The organism is Pseudomonas sp. NFIX10 (assembly GCF_900111955.1).
Lineage (GTDB): Bacteria > Pseudomonadota > Gammaproteobacteria > Pseudomonadales > Pseudomonadaceae > Aquipseudomonas > Aquipseudomonas fluorescens_AA.
On the sequence record NZ_FOKH01000007.1, the window covers coordinates 1 to 17477 of the forward strand.

At 59.3% G+C, this 17477-nt stretch carries 15 protein-coding genes and 1 pseudogene; 11 read left to right on the forward strand and 5 right to left on the reverse strand.

Annotation, left to right across the window (positions count from 1 at the left end; genetic code table 11):
- The 5 genes from BM321_RS30485 to BM321_RS08335 all read left to right on the forward strand — a co-directional run.
- Positions 1 to 1314 (forward strand): hypothetical protein (locus tag BM321_RS30485; RefSeq protein WP_218190444.1); only part of this gene is annotated, 1314 nt, incomplete at its 5' end.
- 96 nt (positions 1315 to 1410) lie between these two features.
- On the forward strand, positions 1411 to 3075 hold the full coding sequence (locus tag BM321_RS08320) for a ShlB/FhaC/HecB family hemolysin secretion/activation protein (protein WP_218190445.1): 1665 nt from the start codon (positions 1411 to 1413) through the stop codon (positions 3073 to 3075).
- A 470-nt stretch (positions 3076 to 3545) separates the two neighbouring features.
- Entirely contained in the window at positions 3546 to 4382 is an 837-nt protein-coding gene (locus BM321_RS08325) for a response regulator transcription factor (protein WP_092442180.1), read from the forward strand.
- Positions 4382 to 6781 carry a hybrid sensor histidine kinase/response regulator gene (locus tag BM321_RS08330; RefSeq protein WP_092442181.1) on the forward strand — a complete coding sequence of 800 codons (2400 nt, stop codon included), beginning with the start codon at positions 4382 to 4384 and terminating at the stop codon, positions 6779 to 6781. The genes BM321_RS08325 and BM321_RS08330 overlap by 1 nt, the downstream gene beginning before the upstream one ends.
- 1 nt (position 6782) lies before the next feature.
- Positions 6783 to 9134: a TonB-dependent receptor gene (locus BM321_RS08335; protein ID WP_092442182.1), complete on the forward strand. Its 2352-nt coding sequence runs from the start codon at positions 6783 to 6785 to the stop codon at positions 9132 to 9134.
- On the opposite strand, the gene BM321_RS08340 is transcribed toward BM321_RS08335, so the two are convergent.
- On the reverse strand, positions 9118 to 10203 hold the full coding sequence (locus BM321_RS08340; protein ID WP_092442183.1) for a sensor domain-containing diguanylate cyclase: 1086 nt from the start codon (positions 10201 to 10203) through the stop codon (positions 9118 to 9120). The two genes, BM321_RS08335 and BM321_RS08340, sit on opposite strands and share 17 nt — an antisense overlap.
- Before the next feature lie 498 nt (positions 10204 to 10701).
- Between BM321_RS08340 and BM321_RS08345 the strand changes: the two genes are divergently transcribed.
- The gene (locus tag BM321_RS08345; protein ID WP_092442184.1) at positions 10702 to 11067 is read left to right on the forward strand and encodes a DUF6124 family protein; all 366 of its coding nucleotides are present in this window, start codon (positions 10702 to 10704) and stop codon (positions 11065 to 11067) included.
- Between the two features lie 159 nt (positions 11068 to 11226).
- Entirely contained in the window at positions 11227 to 11661 is a 435-nt protein-coding gene (locus BM321_RS08350) for a GNAT family N-acetyltransferase (RefSeq protein ID WP_092442185.1), read from the forward strand.
- A gap of 331 nt (positions 11662 to 11992) precedes the next feature.
- Here the strand turns inward: BM321_RS08350 and BM321_RS29625 are convergent, their stop codons facing one another.
- Together BM321_RS29625 and BM321_RS31235 are read right to left on the reverse strand one after the other, a co-directional pair.
- Positions 11993 to 13501 (reverse strand): hypothetical protein, encoded by a 1509-nt coding sequence (locus BM321_RS29625; protein WP_139230560.1) that lies wholly within the window; start codon positions 13499 to 13501, stop codon positions 11993 to 11995.
- A gap of 657 nt (positions 13502 to 14158) precedes the next feature.
- Positions 14159 to 14283 (reverse strand): annotated as a pseudogene (locus tag BM321_RS31235) (toxin); the annotation flags it as partial.
- A 249-nt stretch (positions 14284 to 14532) separates the two neighbouring features.
- Between BM321_RS31235 and BM321_RS08355 the strand changes: the two are divergent.
- The 4 genes from BM321_RS08355 to BM321_RS08370 all read left to right on the forward strand — a co-directional run bounded on the left by BM321_RS08355 (position 14533) and on the right by BM321_RS08370 (position 16463).
- On the forward strand, positions 14533 to 15018 hold the full coding sequence (locus BM321_RS08355; protein WP_175534991.1) for a DUF3592 domain-containing protein: 486 nt from the start codon (positions 14533 to 14535) through the stop codon (positions 15016 to 15018).
- A 60-nt stretch (positions 15019 to 15078) separates the two neighbouring features.
- Positions 15079 to 15774, forward strand: coding sequence for a hypothetical protein (locus BM321_RS08360; RefSeq protein ID WP_092442186.1), 696 nt, complete (start codon positions 15079 to 15081; stop codon positions 15772 to 15774).
- A gap of 56 nt (positions 15775 to 15830) precedes the next feature.
- Complete coding sequence (locus BM321_RS08365; protein ID WP_175534992.1) at positions 15831 to 16079, forward strand: DUF2442 domain-containing protein; 249 nt, start codon at positions 15831 to 15833, stop codon at positions 16077 to 16079.
- Between the two features lie 153 nt (positions 16080 to 16232).
- Complete coding sequence (locus BM321_RS08370) at positions 16233 to 16463, forward strand: DUF6429 family protein (protein ID WP_092171698.1); 231 nt, start codon at positions 16233 to 16235, stop codon at positions 16461 to 16463.
- A 241-nt stretch (positions 16464 to 16704) separates the two neighbouring features.
- Here BM321_RS08370 and BM321_RS08375 read toward each other — a convergent pair whose 3' ends face one another.
- Together BM321_RS08375 and BM321_RS08380 are read right to left on the reverse strand one after the other, a co-directional pair.
- A complete protein-coding gene (locus BM321_RS08375) occupies positions 16705 to 17037 on the reverse strand; it encodes a type II toxin-antitoxin system HicB family antitoxin (protein ID WP_072346904.1) in 333 nt (110 codons plus the stop codon).
- On the reverse strand, positions 17034 to 17225 hold the full coding sequence (locus BM321_RS08380; protein WP_256573514.1) for a type II toxin-antitoxin system HicA family toxin: 192 nt from the start codon (positions 17223 to 17225) through the stop codon (positions 17034 to 17036). Before BM321_RS08380 ends, BM321_RS08375 begins: the two co-directional genes overlap by 4 nt.
- Positions 17226 to 17477: the final 252 nt, after the last annotated feature.

Below are 17477 nucleotides of genomic sequence, written 5' to 3' on the forward strand. Positions count from 1 at the left end.
GTGAACAACACCGGCGACGTCAGCATCGGCACCCAAGGTGACTTGGCGATCAACGAAGGACTGGCCACCAGCGGCAACGTGTTCCTGAACATCAGTGGCAAGACCACCCAGGATGCCAACGGCAACATCACCGCCGATGGCCTGGCGCTCAAGGGCGGGGATTTCGATCTGCGCAACGCCAGCAACTGGGTCGGCGATATCGCCAGCCGAGCGAAGGATGTCAGCTTCGTCAATCGGACCGACGTCACCGTCGGCACGCTGACCGAGACGGCACTGGACGGCACCCAGCTGGATCAGATCGTCGGTATCGGCAACATCGGCAAAGTCCAGGTTGTGACGACCACCGGCAACATCACCCTGGCCGAGAACGTCAGCACCACCAGCAATGCCGCCGATGCGATCGTGCTCAACGCCGGTCAATCCGCTTCGGCGGGCGTGGCTGCGGGCGGTGACGTGAAGGCCGACGCGGGCGTGACGGTGTCGACCGGCGCCGGCGGCCGGGCGGTGATCTACACCGGTAGCCTCGCTGGCAGCACCCGCGTGGTGGATGTGGTCGGCAGTGGCAGCGGCAATTTCCGCTACAACAGTGACGAGCAACAGAGCAATTTCGGCAAGGCCCTGGGCAACACGGGCGTGCATGCCGTTTACCGCGAGCAGCCCGTCCTGGTGGTGTCCACCAACGGCGCGACCACCCAGACCAAGGTGTTCGATGGCCAAACCACGTTCAACGGTGGCGGTATCGCCGGTTATGACGCCAACGGTCTGTGGAACGGCGACACCAAGCCGATGCTCGGCAACCCACTGTATTCGGTCGGCACTCAAGGCCCGGGTTCGCACCTGATCAACATCGGCGGGCTGGCTGACCTCGGTTACCTGATCGTGAGCAGTCCGGCCAACGCCAATCTCACCGTGACGCCGTCGATTGATTATGACGCCGTGCGGCAGAGCGTCGCCGATGCGACACGCGTCGGCGCAGAGGTGAGTTCGCCCCATGCACCGGAGCTCAACCCGACCCAGGCGAAACCGGTCGACTGGTCTGATCGCGGAGTCGATGACGGCGGACTGTTGCTGGTGGACCAGGGCGGCACGCGTGCCAACGGGAAGGCGGGCGACGGCGCGGGCAACGCACTGGCGCAAGGCGACAGCGATTCGGCTGCCCAGGCCGAGGACACCGCCAGCGAGCGGGAACTGGCCGGGACCGTCTGCTCCGATGGCGGCGTATCCGAAGGCGGCGCCTGTGCGGCCTACCCACCGCAGACCGTGTTCGTCGTGCGCGGCGGTGTGCGCTTGCCGAGCCTGGCCATGCGTCCCTGATCCCTGACATTCACCTTTTCATTTGAAGGAACCCTTGGCCACGTCCCCGGACGTGGTCATGGGCTCAGGCAACCCGAATTATTCGAGATTGATCCCATGCAAAACAAATTGATGTCCTGCGCGGCCGGTCTGGCGTTGTTGTCCACTTCCCCGGCTTGGGCGGCGACCCTGCCGGCGCGCCCGATCCCCGACGCCGGCCGTATCCTGCAGGAACTGCCGATTCCGCAGCAGGAACTGCCGCAAAGCATTCGCCTGGATATAGACGCACCACAACCAGAGCAGGAAAAAGTCGGCGGCGCCAAGGTCCAGCTCAACGCTGTCCATTTCACCGACAACACGCGCATCGACGAGGCCAGCCTGCAACGCGTCGTCGCCCCGGCCATCGGTCGAGCCCATGACCTGGACGAGCTGCGGGAAGTGGCCCGGCAGGTCACGCTTTATTACCGTGAGCAGGGTTACCCGTTTGCACGTGCCTATTTGCCGGCCCAACGCATGGCCAACGGTGAACTGACCATCGCGGTGATCGAAGGCCGTTATGGGAAAGTCACCGCCACCAACGACGATGCGAAACTGGCCGCGCAGGCGCAGCCGTTTCTGGACGACTTGCAACCGGGCGACGTGATCGAGCGTGACCGGCTGGAGCGCAGTATATTGGTGCTCTCGGACTTGCCGGGCGTGGCTGTTCGTCCGGTGATCCGGCCAGGTGAGGCACTCGGCACGGGCGATCTCGATGCCAAAGTGAGCAAGACCGAGGCCTTCGAGGGCAAGGCCACCCTGGACAACCATGGCAATCGGTATTCGGGGCGCAATCGCCTGACGGTACAAGGCGACTGGAACAGCCCGCTGATGCTGGGCGACCGACTCAGCGCCGCGGTGATGGCCACCGATGAAGACCTGTATTTCGGCAGCCTCGGCTACTCGATGCCATTGGGCACCTCTGGCCTGCGTGGCAACGTGGGTTACGCCCAGAGCTCCTACGACCTGGGCGCGGAATTCGCCGATCTGGGGGCCACCGGTACCGCTGAGGTCAGTAGCATCGGCTTGAGCTACCCGCTTCTGCGCAGCAACCAGGCGAACCTCATGTTGGCTGGGCAATACCAGCACAAGGAACTCGAGGATAAGTACGAAGTGCTGGGCCTCAGTTTTGAAAAAAGCAGCAACACGCTGCCCATCAGTTTGCAATTTGACGTGAGGGACACTTTGTTCGGCGGCGGCATCACCTACGGCGGCGCGACGCTGACCTACGGCGACCTGAAACTGGACTCGGCCCTGCGCGAGGGTGACCGCCAGACCGCCCAGACCGAGGGCAACTTCAGCAAAGTGAACGTCGACCTCGCGCGCCTGCAAGCGCTGCCGGCCAACTTCACGCTCTTCGCCCGTTTCCTCGGCCAGTGGAGCAACGACAACCTCGACTCCTCCGAAGACTTTAGCCTCGGCGGTATCGATGGCGTACGGGCTTATCCGCAAAGCGAAGGTTCGGGCGACGAAGGCATGCTGACCCAGATCGAGCTTCGCTACCCGATCGACAAGCTCACGCCCTACCTGTTCTGGGACGCGGGCAAGGTGCGCATCAACCACGACGAGTGGGCCGATGAGAAAAACACCCGCAGCATCTCCGGCGGCGGTGTGGGCCTGCGCGCTCAATACGGCCAACTCTCGTTCGACGCAACGGTCGCCTGGCGCCACTCCGGCGGCGAAGCGCAGAGCGATACGCGCCAGGAAAACCCGCAACTGCTCGCGCAGATCGGTTACTCGTTCTAAACGTTTCAAGGCGACCTGAAAGCATTACTGTTCATTCAAGCCGTTCAAAAACCTGTGGCGAGGGGATTTATCCCCGTTGGGCTGCTAAGCAGCCCCAAAGCAGCAAACTCAATCTTCCTGGCACACCGAGGTGCTTGATTTGAGGGTTGCTACGCAGCCCAACGGGGATAAATCCCCTCGCCACGGTTTAGTGAACTGCATCAACCCCGTTGGCCTCCGCGCCTGGGCTTTTTCCAGGCATAGCCCCCTCTCGTTCGATATCCCTCGCCACACGCCCCTGCGCCCCGCCCGTAACGCCCCGTATCGGTAGGCGCCACGAGGGGACGACCGTTTAACGCCCGTTAAAAATTTGATAGCTTCAGTTCTCACTCGATCTGCCGCTATATCGGTTTGTTGCCGGCTCGAAACGTGCTTCCGCGCTTGGCAATTGCACGACAGCGACCCGGCTAAACACAAAAGAGACCTGGCGAATGGACAACGGACGATACGAAAGGCAGGTATTGACGGCGGCAGGCGTGGCGGCCTCCGAGCCGTTGCCGCATATTCTGTTGATCGACGATGTCCCCGAAGACATCCGCGCCACGCTCATTCTGTTGAAGACCCAGCCCTGGCGCATTTCCCTGGCCAGCGATGCCTATCAGGGCTATCAACGCGCCCTTGCCCTGCGCCCGGACCTGATCGTCCTGGATGTGCACATGCCGCAAATGGACGGCTTCAGCCTGTGCCGGTTATTACGCGAGGCGCCGGCCACCCGGCATACCCCGATCCTGTTTCTGTCGTCGGCCAATACGTCGTTGGAGCGGTTGGAGGGGTTGACCGTGGGCGCGGTGGACTACATCCCCAAATCCTGTGCCCCCGAGGAAGTCCTGGCACGCATCAGGATCCATCTGCAATTGACCTGGCGAGCGCCACCGCCCATTGCGGACCACCCGGCCGATCCGCAACCGCAAGGCGATGAGATCGTGCTGCGCGCGGCGATGCGACTGATCGAAAACCAGCTGGACGACATACCGTCCCTGGGGATACTCGCGCAAAAAGTCGGCACTCATGAAAAGCGCCTCTCCGCCATTTTTCGCGAACACCTGGGGATGACGGTGTTTGCCTACATTCGCGACGCGCGATTGCGGCGCGGCCAGGAACTGCTCTCCGAAAGCGCCATGAGCGTGCAGGACGTCGCCGAAGTGGTGGGCTTTCGCAATGCCTGCAACTTCACCACGGCGTTTCGACAGCGAATCGGCATGACGCCCAGCCAGTTCCGCCAGCAGACCCTGGGCTTCGTTGATGCAGAGTCGGTCGGGCGCGCCTGATGCGGCTCCTACGGTTTCTGGTGCTGACGATCGCTTCGTTGTCCGCCGGCCTGCTCCACGCCGCGCCCGTGGAGCTGTGCCGGGCTGAGCGTCTGGACCTGATGCCTGCGGCGCAGATTTTCGAAGACGCCCAGGCCCGCCTGAGCCTCGAAGAAGTCGCCCGACTGCCCGACACCCATTTCAACCCCGCCACCCCGCGCTGGCCGAGCCAAGGCTACAGCCGCTCCGCCTTCTGGTTGAAATGGCAGCTCACCAATTCCAGCGATGCGGCGTGTTCGCGCTTGCTGGTGGTCGGGGCGCCGCGGCTGGACGACATCCGCGTCTTTCAATCGTCAGCCGGACGCTGGCGTGATGCCCACGCCGGAGGCGCCTATCCCTTGGCCGAATGGCCCCAGCCGGCGGCGCGCCAACCGGCGTTTCCGGTGTCGTTGGCGGCGGGGGAGAGCGTCACGGTGTTCGTTCGCGTGACGAGCCATTTCCAGATGCTGCTGGAGCCGGAGCTGTGGTCCGAACCGGCGCTGCTGCGCAGTCAGCAACGGACTTACCTCAGCGACGGGCTCGCCCTCGGCATTGTCCTGCTGGTCGTCCCCTTCGGCCTGATCGTCGGCTGGATCCTGCGTTCGCGATTGCTCACCGTGAACGCGGGCGCGGTGCTCAGTTACATCCTGCTGACCTGCATCGTGAACGGCTACCTGATCTACTGGCCCACCGCCCTGGGCTGGATGCGTGAATTGCTGACCCTCGCCAGCGCGCTCTCGTTCGTCCTGTTCCTGGCCTATTTCCGCGTGCTGTTGCAGGTGTCCCGGCTGCCAAAAATCATTGGCTGGAGCTATTGGGTACCGCTGGCGGGCTGTGTCCTCGGTCGACTCTGGTGGCTGAAGGTCGATCCGGTCCAAGGCGCGTACTGGGTCCAGGTTGCCCTGTTCAGTTTCTATGGCGTGTTGCTCGCCACGTTATTCATGGCTTGGCGCAGAAGGCTCACTTACAGCTGGATGGCGTGGCTGGTGCCGGGGCTCTTGTTCGCACAATTGCTGATGCGGATGTTTTTCCCGCAAGAACAGTTGCCCTGGCAGTCGCCGGAAAGCAAATACAGCCTGTCGTCTACCCTGGCGGGCGTGGCGTTGCTGGTGTGCACGTTGATCATGGAAGTGGCCCGCAGCCGCAACCGCGAAAAACACGCCCTGACCACCCTCGAACAACAACGCCAGGCCGAGCACGAACGCCTGGAAAGCACCGTGGCCCTGCGCACGTCACAGTTGCGCGACTCCCTGGCGGCCCGCAGCGCGTTGATGGCGCGCATCAGCCACGACCTGCGCTCGCCGCTGGTGCGCATCATCGACTATGCGCGTCTGCTGCACGCCGGGCCCAACCGCGACTATCAGGCGACCATCGAGCGCAACGCCCGCCAGCAACTGGAACTGATCGACGAGATGCTCGAGTTTTCCCGTGGCGAGCTGGAGCAAATGCAACTGACCCTCGCGCCGGGCTACCTGTACGGGTTCCTCAACGAGATCGCAGACGAAGCGGGCTTTCTCGCCGCACGCCAGGGCAACACCTTCGAGGCGGTGCTGGCCGATGACTTGCCGCCACTGGTGGAGGCCGACTTCAAACGCCTTCGGCAGGTGCTCATGAACCTTCTGGCGAACGCGGCGAAATTCACCCGCAACGGCCAGATCCGCTTCGAAGTGGATTGGGCCCCGGGCACGACTGCCAACACCGTGGAACTGCGTTTCAGCGTGATCGACACCGGCATCGGCATCGACCCGCAAGAATTCGAACAACTGCTGCAACCGTTCCGCCGCGGCCGCAATGCCCAGCGCTATGAAGGCAGTGGGCTGGGCCTGTCCATCGTCACCCAACTGCTGGAGCGCATGGACAGCCGCCTCGAACCCCAAGCCACCGGGCAGGGCAGCCACTTCAGTTTTCGCCTGCAATTGAATGGCGCCCAAGAACACGACCTGGAAAACGGCATCGTCGACAACAACGCCATGCCGTTTGATGGCCAGGGCAAACACGTCCTGCTGGTGGACGACGTCGAGCAGAACAGCGAATGGCTCTATGACTTGCTGGCCGGTTACGGTTTTGACGTGAGCGTGGCGGCGAACGGCGAAGACGCCTTGGCCTGCCTGGCGCAGCAGCCAATCGACCTGCTGATCAGCGACCAGATGATGCCCTGCATGGACGGCTGGGCGCTGCTGCGCCACGTGCGCGAGCGTTGGCGCCATCTGCCGGTGATGCTCTATTCGGCAGTGCCGCCGCGCAGGCCGCAGGACTATCCAGAGGATCTGGCCTTCGACGCGGTCCTGCTCAAGCCCGCCGACAGCCGCGAATTGCTGGCGTGGGTCAAGGCGCTGGCCTGCCCGGACACCACGCGTCGCGCGTTGGCACGGGAGCACTAGGATGCCGGGTTTGGGTTACCGGTTGTTCCTGCTCGGCGGCCTTTCGATGTTGCCCTGGGCGTCGGTCCAGGCCGAGCAAGCGGCGCCCGGCGCCCTCACGCTCGACGCCACCACCGTCACCGCTCGCCGCCGCGAGGAAGACCCGCAACAGGTGCCGATCCCGATCAACGTCCTCTACGGCGAACAACTGGACGAGGCCGGCCTGCACCGCCTGCAAGACATCCAACAGCGGGTGCCCGGCCTGGTGGTGTCCGGCCACGACGCCCGTTACGCCGGCTTCGGCCTGCGCGGCTTCGGCGCCACCGCCTACAACGATGGCCTGGAAGGCAGCGTCGGCACCTACGTCGATGGCGTTTACCAGGCGCGCCAGGGCATGGCCTTCACCGAGTTGATGGACATCGAGCGCATCGAAGTGCTGCGCGGGCCACAAGGCACCCTGTTCGGCAAGAACACCACGGCGGGCGCGCTGAACATCATCACTCGCCAGCCAACTTTCCAGCCCGAAGCCAACCTCGAAGCCAGCTACGGCGAGCGCGGCCTGCGGGAATATCGCGGCACGGTTTCCGGGCCGTTGCAGGACGACGTGCTCGCTGGCCGACTCAATGTTTTCGACAGCTCCACCGATGGCGCCGTGGAAAACCTGCAAGACGGCGCCCGCCTCGGCGACGCCGACAGTCATGGCTTGCGTGGCCAGTTACTGTGGACGCCGACCCCGGACTTCAGCGCCCGCCTCATTGCCGACTATGCCGAGCAAAACGAGGCCGGCAACGTCCTGCTGGTCAATCACTACAGCCAGCAGACCCGCAAGCGCGCCCAGTTCCTCGGCTACCCCCTGACTGAGCCCGACCCTTACAAGCGCGAGACACGCATCGACGCGCCGGGCCATCCGCGAACCCTGCAGAACGGTGTCTCACTGGAGTTGAATTGGGACCTGGACGAGGCGATGCGCTTGACCAGCATCACCGCCTACCGCGACTGGGACTACCGCGCCACCCGCGACAGCGACAGCACCGCGCTGTCCGTGGCCGAATCCGAAACCGAACTGGGCCACCGGCAGTTCAGCCAGGAATGGCGCCTGTCCGGCACGGTCGGTTCTTCCGTCGACTATGTGGCTGGGCTGTATTACCTGCGCCAACAACTCGACCGTGAGATCGACGCCGAATTCGGCAAGTACGCCGCGCCCTGGTTCGTCGGCGATCAGTTGGAAGCCTTGCGCAAGCTCTACGGCATCACCTTCACCGATCCGAAGCAGGTGCCGGCGATGCTGCTGGACGGCGCCCGGCAACGTTATGACGGCGAGCAGAAGGGCGACAGTCGAGCCATTTTCGGCCAGCTCTCCTGGCGCCCGATCGACCCGCTGGAACTCACCGGCGGCCTGCGTTACAGCCAGGAGCGCAAGGACGGCTGGATCTCCCGCGACGTCAGCAACCTCGCCCCGCTGACGGGGTTGCCAGCGGTGTTCCAGTCCGGTGGGCTGTTGCTGCGCGACATCGCCCTGGGTGGTGGTTATTACCGCGAGGATTCGATAAAAGAAAACAACGTCTCCAGCCTCCTCAGCGCCAGCTACCGCTTCAGCGATGGGGTGATGGGCTACGTCAGTTGGTCGCGGGGCTACAAGGCCGGCGGCATCAACTTCGACGTGGTCGGCCCGTTCACCACGCCCACCTTCGAGCCGGAGCGGGCCACGTCCTTGGAACTGGGCATGAAGACGCGCTTCTGGGATGAGCGCGCATTGCTCGACCTCGCCGTCTACCAGACCGACGTCGACAACTACCAGGCGCTCACCTACAGCCCGCCCACGTCCATGTTCGCGCCACCGCTGCGGGACAACCTGATCAACGTCGGCAAGGTCCGCCTGCGCGGCATCGAGCTGGATTCCGCCTGGCAACTCACCCCCCGCCTCACCGGGCGCCTGGGCCTGGCCTGGAGCGACGCGCGTTACCGCAGCTTCCCCAACGCCCCATGCCCGCCGGCCTCGGGCCAATGGACCTGCGACCTCAGCGGCGACCGTCTCTACAACGCGCCGGAATGGAACCTCAGCAGCGGCCTCGACCACACTCATCCACTGCCCTACGGGTTGGAAGCCTTCAGCGGTATCGACTACAGCTTTCGCACCGGGTACTCCGGCACCCTCGAAGGCGGCGAGGGCAGCTATCAACCCAGCTACGGCCTGACCAATTTGCGCCTGGGCCTGCGCAGCCAGGACCGCGCCTGGGAAGTGGAAGGCTGGGTGCGCAACGTCTTCGACCGCAACTACATCACCGCCGTGTATTCACTGCTCGGCGCCGGTGACTATGGCGTCATGACCGGCAGCGAACGAACCCTCGGCACCACCGTCAGGCTTCGCTATTGAGCGAAATAAACCGCGTCGGACAAAACGCCAGACGATTGCCGCCGGCCTTTTTCGACAGGTACATCGCCTGGTCCGCCTTGCTGATCAGCCCATCGACCTCCTGCCCATGCTCCGGAAAAAACGCCACGCCGATACTGGCGGCAATCTCCACCGTTTGCGCGCCAATCAAGATCGGCGCATTGGCCGCCGCCAGCATCCGCTTGAGCAACGGCTCGCTGTCCTCCACCGCCTGCAAATCCACCAGCCCCGCCACGAACTCATCGCCACCGAGGCGCGCCAAGGTATCGCCTTCACGCAGCGTGGCATTGATCCGTGTCGCGACAATCTGCAACACCCGATCACCCCAGTCATGCCCATAGCTGTCGTTGAGCGCCTTGAACCCATCGAGGTCGATAAACGCGATGGCCACTTTCTGCTGATAGAGAGCGGCCTTGCCCAGGGCCTGGCGCATCCGTTCGGTCAACAGCAATCGGTTGGGCAGTTGCGTGAGCGCGTCATGCCGAGCGTCACGCTCCAGTAACTGCAGGCGCTGCTTCATCTGCGTCATGTCGCTGAACAACGCCACATAGTGCTGCACATTGCCATGCCGGTCATGCACCGCGCTGATGCTGATGCGCGACGTCATCTCCCGGCCATCCTTGTGATTGCTTTGAATTTCACCGGACCAGTGCCCGTGGAAATCCAGCGCATTCTTCATCGGCGCATAAAACGCCGCGAGCCGACGCACCATGCGATGGGAATTCAACTCCCGGCCCTTTATCTCTTCTTGCCCGTAACCGGTCAGGCGGGTGAAGGCCTCGTTCACGGCGATGACCCGACCGTACGGGTCAACCAGGATGACCCCTTCCCGAGCGTGGCTGAACACCGTGGCGGCCAGCTCCGGGCGCACGGTGTCGAGACGACGGTCCAGGGCGCCTTCGTCGCGGGTGGCCGGCCAGGCCTTGTCGTCGAAACCTTGTTGCGCCAGGTAGCGGGCCAGAGAGGAAAGCGCTTGGTGCAGGCGGGTCAGGGCATTCGTGGCGAGCCTGGAATCCAGGCAGTAGCGACGGATGAAGGTGCGTAGGTTCATGGGAAAACACGGTGCTCGGTTGTAGCGCTAGGGGGTGTGGAAAGAAGGCATTATCGAGGTAGGGATTTGTGAGGGGCTTTGCTGGAGCGGATGGGGGCTTTGCGGGGAGGGATGGAGTGGAAAGATTTTTTGCGTGGGTTGTAGGAACGTCAGCCGTGACTGTCAGCCATTGGACGTCCGCAACTCGCCAGCCGACGTCGCCTTGCGCCTTTGCCTACAACTACGCCAGAATCCGCCGGCTTGTTCGCCTTGGGTTGCGTCGGTAGTTTGGGACCTGTCACTGCTCATCAGTGATCGGGTTTAGTCGCCCGTCGTTGCTAAGTCGCTCAAGCGTCCATCAGTCAGGTATCCCCATCCCTGCACTCGATGGTGGCTGTGCGCAGGGCGCCTTCGGGCGCGCCGATTCCTTAGCTCGTCGGTCGACTAACCTGCGTACAGCTGCCTCCCAATCGTTTAGTCGCGAGCGGGACGTAGCCCAACCCAAAGAGAGCTAAGGCTATGGTCAAAATTACCCCGAATCCTCCAGTTATAGATACAGATGAACCCACATCACGTGCCCAATCGGCTCGCAACAAAAAGCTCGACGAAGCGGCCACTCGTGCCCTGGATTACTACCTGAAGCCCAAGCCTAAGGACGAAACGTCTGGCAAGACCGACTCCATTTTACGGATTGATCCGGATGTGGATTCTGAGTGTTTGCTGGCGAATCTCAGTGAGAACCTGGCGTCGGCGAATGCCATGATCAACGATTTGGCGTTTGATCTGGATGGGTCTCGGCGGCATGTGGCGTTGGGGATTTTGCAGGTGATCGAGGTGAGTGAGCTGTTGGCGAGTCGGGCGTTGGATATTGTTGAGGTGAGGTAGCCGAAGCGTTCGCCTCAATACAGGAAAGGTCTCGCACAGCTGGACCTTTCCTTGGACAAAGCGCTGCATGGGCGATCCCCACGCGAGTCGGCGCAGCACGCTCCAAGCGGCTTCTGCTAGTCTGCTGGGCCAGCTAGGTAACACAGCAAGGCTCAATCAATGTTCAATATCCGTGTCATGACCATGGACGATTACGATGCTGCCATCGATCTCATGAGGCGTACTCCAGGCGTCTCCTTCCGTGACGCTGACTCTCGTGAATCGACCGCGAAATACTTGGAACGAAATCCCGGGATGAGCTTCGTGGCTGAAGTCGGAGCCGTCCTCTGCGGTTGCGTCATGTGTGGACACGACGGCCGTAGAGGTTATCTGCAGCATTTGGTTGTTCTTCCCCAGTATCGGCGACAAGGCATAGCAAATGCGTTGGTCGAGCACTGTCTTTCGAGTCTTGAGGAGCACGGAATACTTAAATGTCATCTCGACGTGTTCAAGACCAATCTAACAGCTGCCAACTATTGGCATAGCCAAGGCTGGAAGCTCAGGTCTGATATCGATCGGTATTCATTTACCCGATCGGATAATGAGAACGTGTGAGCGGCATCTGGCCCGTGAGGGCGGGCTGCCATCTTTTTTACATACTCTGAACCTAAAAAGCAGCCCCAAAATCTCAGGTTCGCAAGACCGACATCGTCTTGCGCCATAGCCTACAACCACGCCAGCTTGTTGTTCCTGGAGCCGTCGAGCAGGTTCGAGTCCTGTTACTCAAACCTGTAATCGGTCTAGTCGTTCGTTCAAAACGCTCAAGCGGATCACGCCCCTATCCGGAGGCGAATTTTTTGGGCTAAGGCCATGCTTGGCATCGCTTGCCAAGCAAACCCAATAGCGCTGGTAAATTAAATGCACAACTTTTCATTGAGTCGGCGCATTATCTCCAAACAGCAACTGATACATTGATTGGGACTTGAGGCGTCGCCCCTGACCACTCTTTTTGAATAAGTGGCAAGAAGCCTGTGTAGTGCTTGTTTTGAGGTAGGTTCGGGTTGTCTGCATCGACATAACTGATTCTTAGGAACACGTCAGAGCCGCTTTGACATCTGTAGGCATAGTGCATTTGACGGAATGCGCAGCCGCCATTTGCCCTAGTGCCGCGGAGTCGGACCATATATCGCTGTGTACTTCCTTCCGCGGTAACAAATGCGTCGAGGCGAGTATATTCGCCATTAGATTCAGTTATCGGTGTTGTAGGGCCGTTGTCTTGCGATTGAGCCACTACATAAGACGCCAATCCTTCGGGCGCGCTCAGGCGCAATTCTGCGACTCGACTTCCAACAAGCATCAATCGCACCCCTGAGAGTTCTGCATTGCTGTTAACAAGCCTGGCGGTATTTTCACGCCACACTCTCGCAGTATCACCTTTGGTTACGCTGCCCATTACGACCCCGTAAAAATTAGTGTAGTGAGGGTTGGAGTAGACGCCTTGGTTTTCATTTCCACAAAGAATGCTATAGAAATTATCCATGAGAGGGCGAGTGCTTTTAATTCCCTGGGCATAATCATTCGTTTCGCCGCAATGCCAAGCCCCCGCATTATGCGCGACTTCATGCCTGAGCACTGTACTTTCATCCAATACAGCGTTAAGACTTGTAAAGCCGGGGCGAGAAGCTATTCCATACTCATAGCCACTTCCAAAGCTACCCCCCTTACCGGTGAACACAATGTTCATATCAGTCTTCAAAAGCGACCTGTATGGGGCAAGAAAGTTTTGCCAGCTGGTTAGGCCTGCACTGGATACCGAGGTGTTGTTATGGAAAACTGTGATCGCTGCGAGTCTTAAAGCAATCTCATTGTTGCCTGTTTTTCTCAGTGCTGCATTCACCGTTTCTACCTGCCCCAAGGCAAATGCGATGGGGTCGGAAACTTTGTTGAAAATAGCATTGCCGTAGGCTACCAAAACATCAGCATACGACATTGCTTTCGGCGTATCACCTTCAGTTGGTACAGAGGGAGTATTTGATGTTACGTCCCCTTCCACGGTATCCGTTGTCATGGGATCGAATGGCGCATCTGCTGTAAATTTACTTTTGCCGCTTGGGTCAACCTCCAGCAGACCGCGCTTATTTGGTTCATTAATAAACGCTGTAACAGATCCATCCGGGGAGCGAACCACTACCATGGAGCCCGTCTCCTCCTTCGCTGCGTTACGCAATGACCCGCTTTCAACCGTATACCCTTGTTGGATGCGAAGGGCTGACCGTTCAAATTGGGTTCCATTTATATCGGAAATATAGAGCTTGGGGTTGGTCGGTACATTCGCGTCATCAATCGATATATCCCGCGTCGTTTTTTCAGTCGGTACAGGAGCGGCCAGCGCAGCCCAATCTCCCGAGGAAAATAAAAAAATACAAAGGATGATAAATGCCGGTTTGTGCTTCATAGTATTTCCTTACGGCAGTGAACGGTAGGTAGGACGGGTTAGTATTTGGAATGCATGAAATCGACAAGCCTAATTTTAAATGGTCGAAACATTATTCCGTTTTTTAGATTGAAGTTTCTTTCTATGGTGTAATCGCTCTTTCCATGAGTTTTAGAAGAGTCTCGTCTTCGGTGCATGAAGTGACTACTGTCAAAGTTGACAGTGTCGACGAATGGCTGTGATTTCAAATAGCAGTTGCTCCGACAAAGGACGATGAGAATTGCTAGTCTCGTCTCTACCCTCCATCATTTTTTCATGATCAATCAAAGCTTCCCCCCCCCCCACACACATTGGTTAATGTCCCACAAAGGCGGCTCCCTAAGCTGCCGCGCATACTCATGGCAAACTGCGCAACGTTGTAATTTTTCAACAGCCATGCGGTGATGCTCGAATCGACTCGTTCGGCAACATCAAGCTGTACGCCGTTCGCAGCCTTGGCGATCTCTGGTATTGAGTCAGGCTAGTGTCCTTTGGTTGACAAGAGTCGTGATTTAAAGTCGAAGTGGCTCATCCCGATCATTCGGCGAGATTGGCTATTTTCAGCGGTTTCGCGTAATGAGGTTTCAGCCATGCAATGGGTTTCATGATGTCTTTGTCTAGATAACCGTCGCGCGTAACATAAGCCTGCTGTAGAGCGTCACGCTCGGCCAGTTCGCTGGCGCTCATGTCCCGATAAGTGAGGTGATACCCGTCACCACCGGGCGGGTTGCGACCTGAGGGATGTCTTTTTCGCGTGTCGCCACGTAGTGAGTCTCTCCGCTAAATCCAGGACAGACGCTAACGTGGCAAGAGAGGGGCGCGACGTAGGAGGTTTCTTGAAGTGGTCGTCCCGGTTTCCTCAATACAGGTAGGGCTTGCGCAGCTAGGCCTTTCTTGTCCGCAGAGAACTGTTCGGCAAAACCTGAGGGATAAGGGCAAAACGCTGGTGAAACTCAAGTTGCCGGATCACACGCCGATAGGTTGCGGACGAATTTCATACGAAGGACCGGAGTATGTTTTACCCACGTGAAGCTGAAAAAGATCAACTCTATAGCCGAATAGTCCTGCTTACCGTTGCGTGCTGTGTGCTGCTGTTCCTGGCCTCCCTGGCGAAACATTCCGGGTCCATTTATGGGGCGATCCGATGGAGCGCTGTCGAGGTAAAAGGCACCGTGACGCAACTGGAAAGCATCCCGATGAATGCTAACGGCATCATCATTCACTACCGGTATGTCGACGGTGATCAACAAGTCCATGAAGACGAATACGGGGACCAACGCTATAACGAACATGATCAGTACGAGGTAGGGGGCGACGTTCCGCTGCTGTACTCACGTTGGTTTCCCCAAATCAGTAGTATCGCCACCGAGCTTCACACGTATCGCCCCGGCTTTTTCATCATGGCTGGCGGAGTCGTGCTGACATTGGTGTTCCTCGGGATTTCCTTCGTAACCTTCGGAAGGATTTATCGCATGAAGGAAGAAGACCGCTTCTATTGAACGATTGTCGGTCATGGCGCCCATAGCCCTCATTCATCCAGGTAATCGGTTTCCCCACCCATGAAAAAATTGATGCTCGCGTTGCTTTCGCTCGTTCTGCTTTCCGGCTGTGTAACCAAGTCTTTGAGTGTTGAGGATCGCCACCAGATCAAAACGATCAAGATCCTCCCTGTGTACTTTGCGGTAGAAAATTTCAAGTACACGAGCATGACCCAGGCGTGGGGGGCAGGGCTGGGGGCTGGAGCAGGTGCCGCGGCGGGTATGGCGTCCGGCGCATCCAGCGCTGGCACAAACGCATTGACCGGGGCCGGCTCGGTCGTGGGCACGAAGGCGGCCGACGGCGCGACAATGGATATTTCCCAGGCAATTCTGAACAACATGCGAGCCCACGGTATCGATGTGGGCCAACTGGTGCGCGAAAGCTTCGAGAGGCGCATCAAGCAAGAAGGGATGTTCACCCTCGTGGCGGAAGGTGAACGGGCTGATGCCGACGTTGAAATCATGGTCCCACAGTGGGGGCTTAGCCTGAAAAACTACAGCACCGTGCTTTACCCCGTCATAGGCGTCAACGGCTCCATGAAACGCAGTGGCACTTCGGTTTGGCGCAACTTCAACACCATTTCGCCGTTCAATGAAAGCAACACCCTCGCTTATACCCCTGAGCAGTACGCCACCGACCCCGAAGCACTGCGGGCGGCGTTTTCCCGGGTGTCTGATTTGGCGGTGGGTAAGCTGATAGAAGATCTGAAGCAATAGAGGTTCAGGCAAACCGCAGGAGCCGACCCGTGATCAGCAGAGCCAGAATCACAAGCGTGAAGGTTGTTCCAGGCAAGCCTGCATTGCAGGTGGAGTTTGCCAACGGTAAGCGCTACGACGTCGACCTGCGGGAACACATCCGACAATTCCCGGTGCTCAAGCCTCTGGAGGACCTGCCGTTGTTTGGTACCGCCCAGGTGGGCGAGTGGGGCTTCGACGTGGGCTGGGGTCATGGCCTGGAACTGGCGGCTGTCACCTTGCATCGATTGGCGTTGGAGCAAGCGGGTGAGGTGGTGCCGACCTAGGCACTCTCAGTTGGATTTTATGAACCCGTGCCGTCATGAAACAACACACCCGCGCCAGATAGCTAAACTTACTGCTTATCTTTGACCAGTAGGGTTTAGGGGACGCTGATGCTGATCCGGCGTTACCAGCCAAACACGCGTGGAGTAGCGACCATGGATTACGACGACAAATTGATAGAAGAAGCTGTGCTTGCCTTATTGGCAGCCTTCAGCTCCGACGACGGCAACGCCTGGAAAGGTTTCGACTTCGAAGTCATGAACCGATTGCATGAACAAGGCCTCATCAGCAATCCGGTAAACAGGAACAAATCGATCTGGTTGACGGCTGAAGGGCTGGAACGAGGTCGGCAGCTTGCCGAGCGGTTGTTTGGAAAAGAGACTTGAGGGAACGCGTCGCCCCGTGATGCTGGAAAGCCACGGCTCAATTCGGTGATCAGTGATCTGGTTCGATCTGGATGGTTCGCGGCGGCATGTGGCGCCGGGGATTTAGCAGGTGATTGAACTGAATAAACCGTTGGGATCGGGCGTTGGATATTGTCGAGGTGAGATAGCGGGCCGGCGGCATTCAACAACAAGAAAAGGTCTTGCTCAGCAAGACCTTCTTCAATCACCAGTGCATTAAACGTCAGACGTGCGCTGCGCGCTCAAACACCTCATCAGCCCACTGGTTCAGGCTTTTGCCGGCTGTTTGGGCTGCAATGGTGGCGGCAGCGTGCACTTCAGGGCGAATGCGTAGCATCACCTTGCCGGAGGCAGGCTTCTCAGGGCTGACGCCTTGCTCGGCACAGTCCGCCAAGTAATCCTCGACAGCACTGGCAAATTCCGCTCGTAGCTCGGTCACGGAATCGGCGTGAAAACTGATGATGTCACGCACACCCAGAATTCGACCGACGAAGATGTCGTCACGCTCATCGAACTCAATTCGGGCTGTGTAGCCCTTATAAGTCATGCTGTTCATAGCTCAACTCCTGCCCGCTGGAGAAATTCGCGGGCCTCTTCTACCTGATATTTTTTGGCTTCTTTCCCAGGGTGTGGCCGATGGCAGCGCCATTGGGCCTCCCCCAGCATCAGCTTGACCCGAGAACCTTCACGCTCCAGCACTTGGCCACCCAGATGAATGACCAAGGCTTCAATGTCAGCAAACACTATCGCCGCACTCGTTGGCGTGCGTGGATCGCTTCAAGGGTTTTCTGGTGCCTGTTTTTCATGCGTCTGAGTGCTATCAAAAAAAGATAACACTCTCTAGCCCGTTCGGCGCGTTGCCACTCTCAGCATTTTGCCCTTTGCTCTTTAGTGCCGTAGCTTTTCTCTGCGCGCGAATCAGGAAAACTCGCTGCTCAACCTACATCCTCAACGAGGCCTATCCCCCGTCCTGACGACCAAAGCACCCCGGCACTT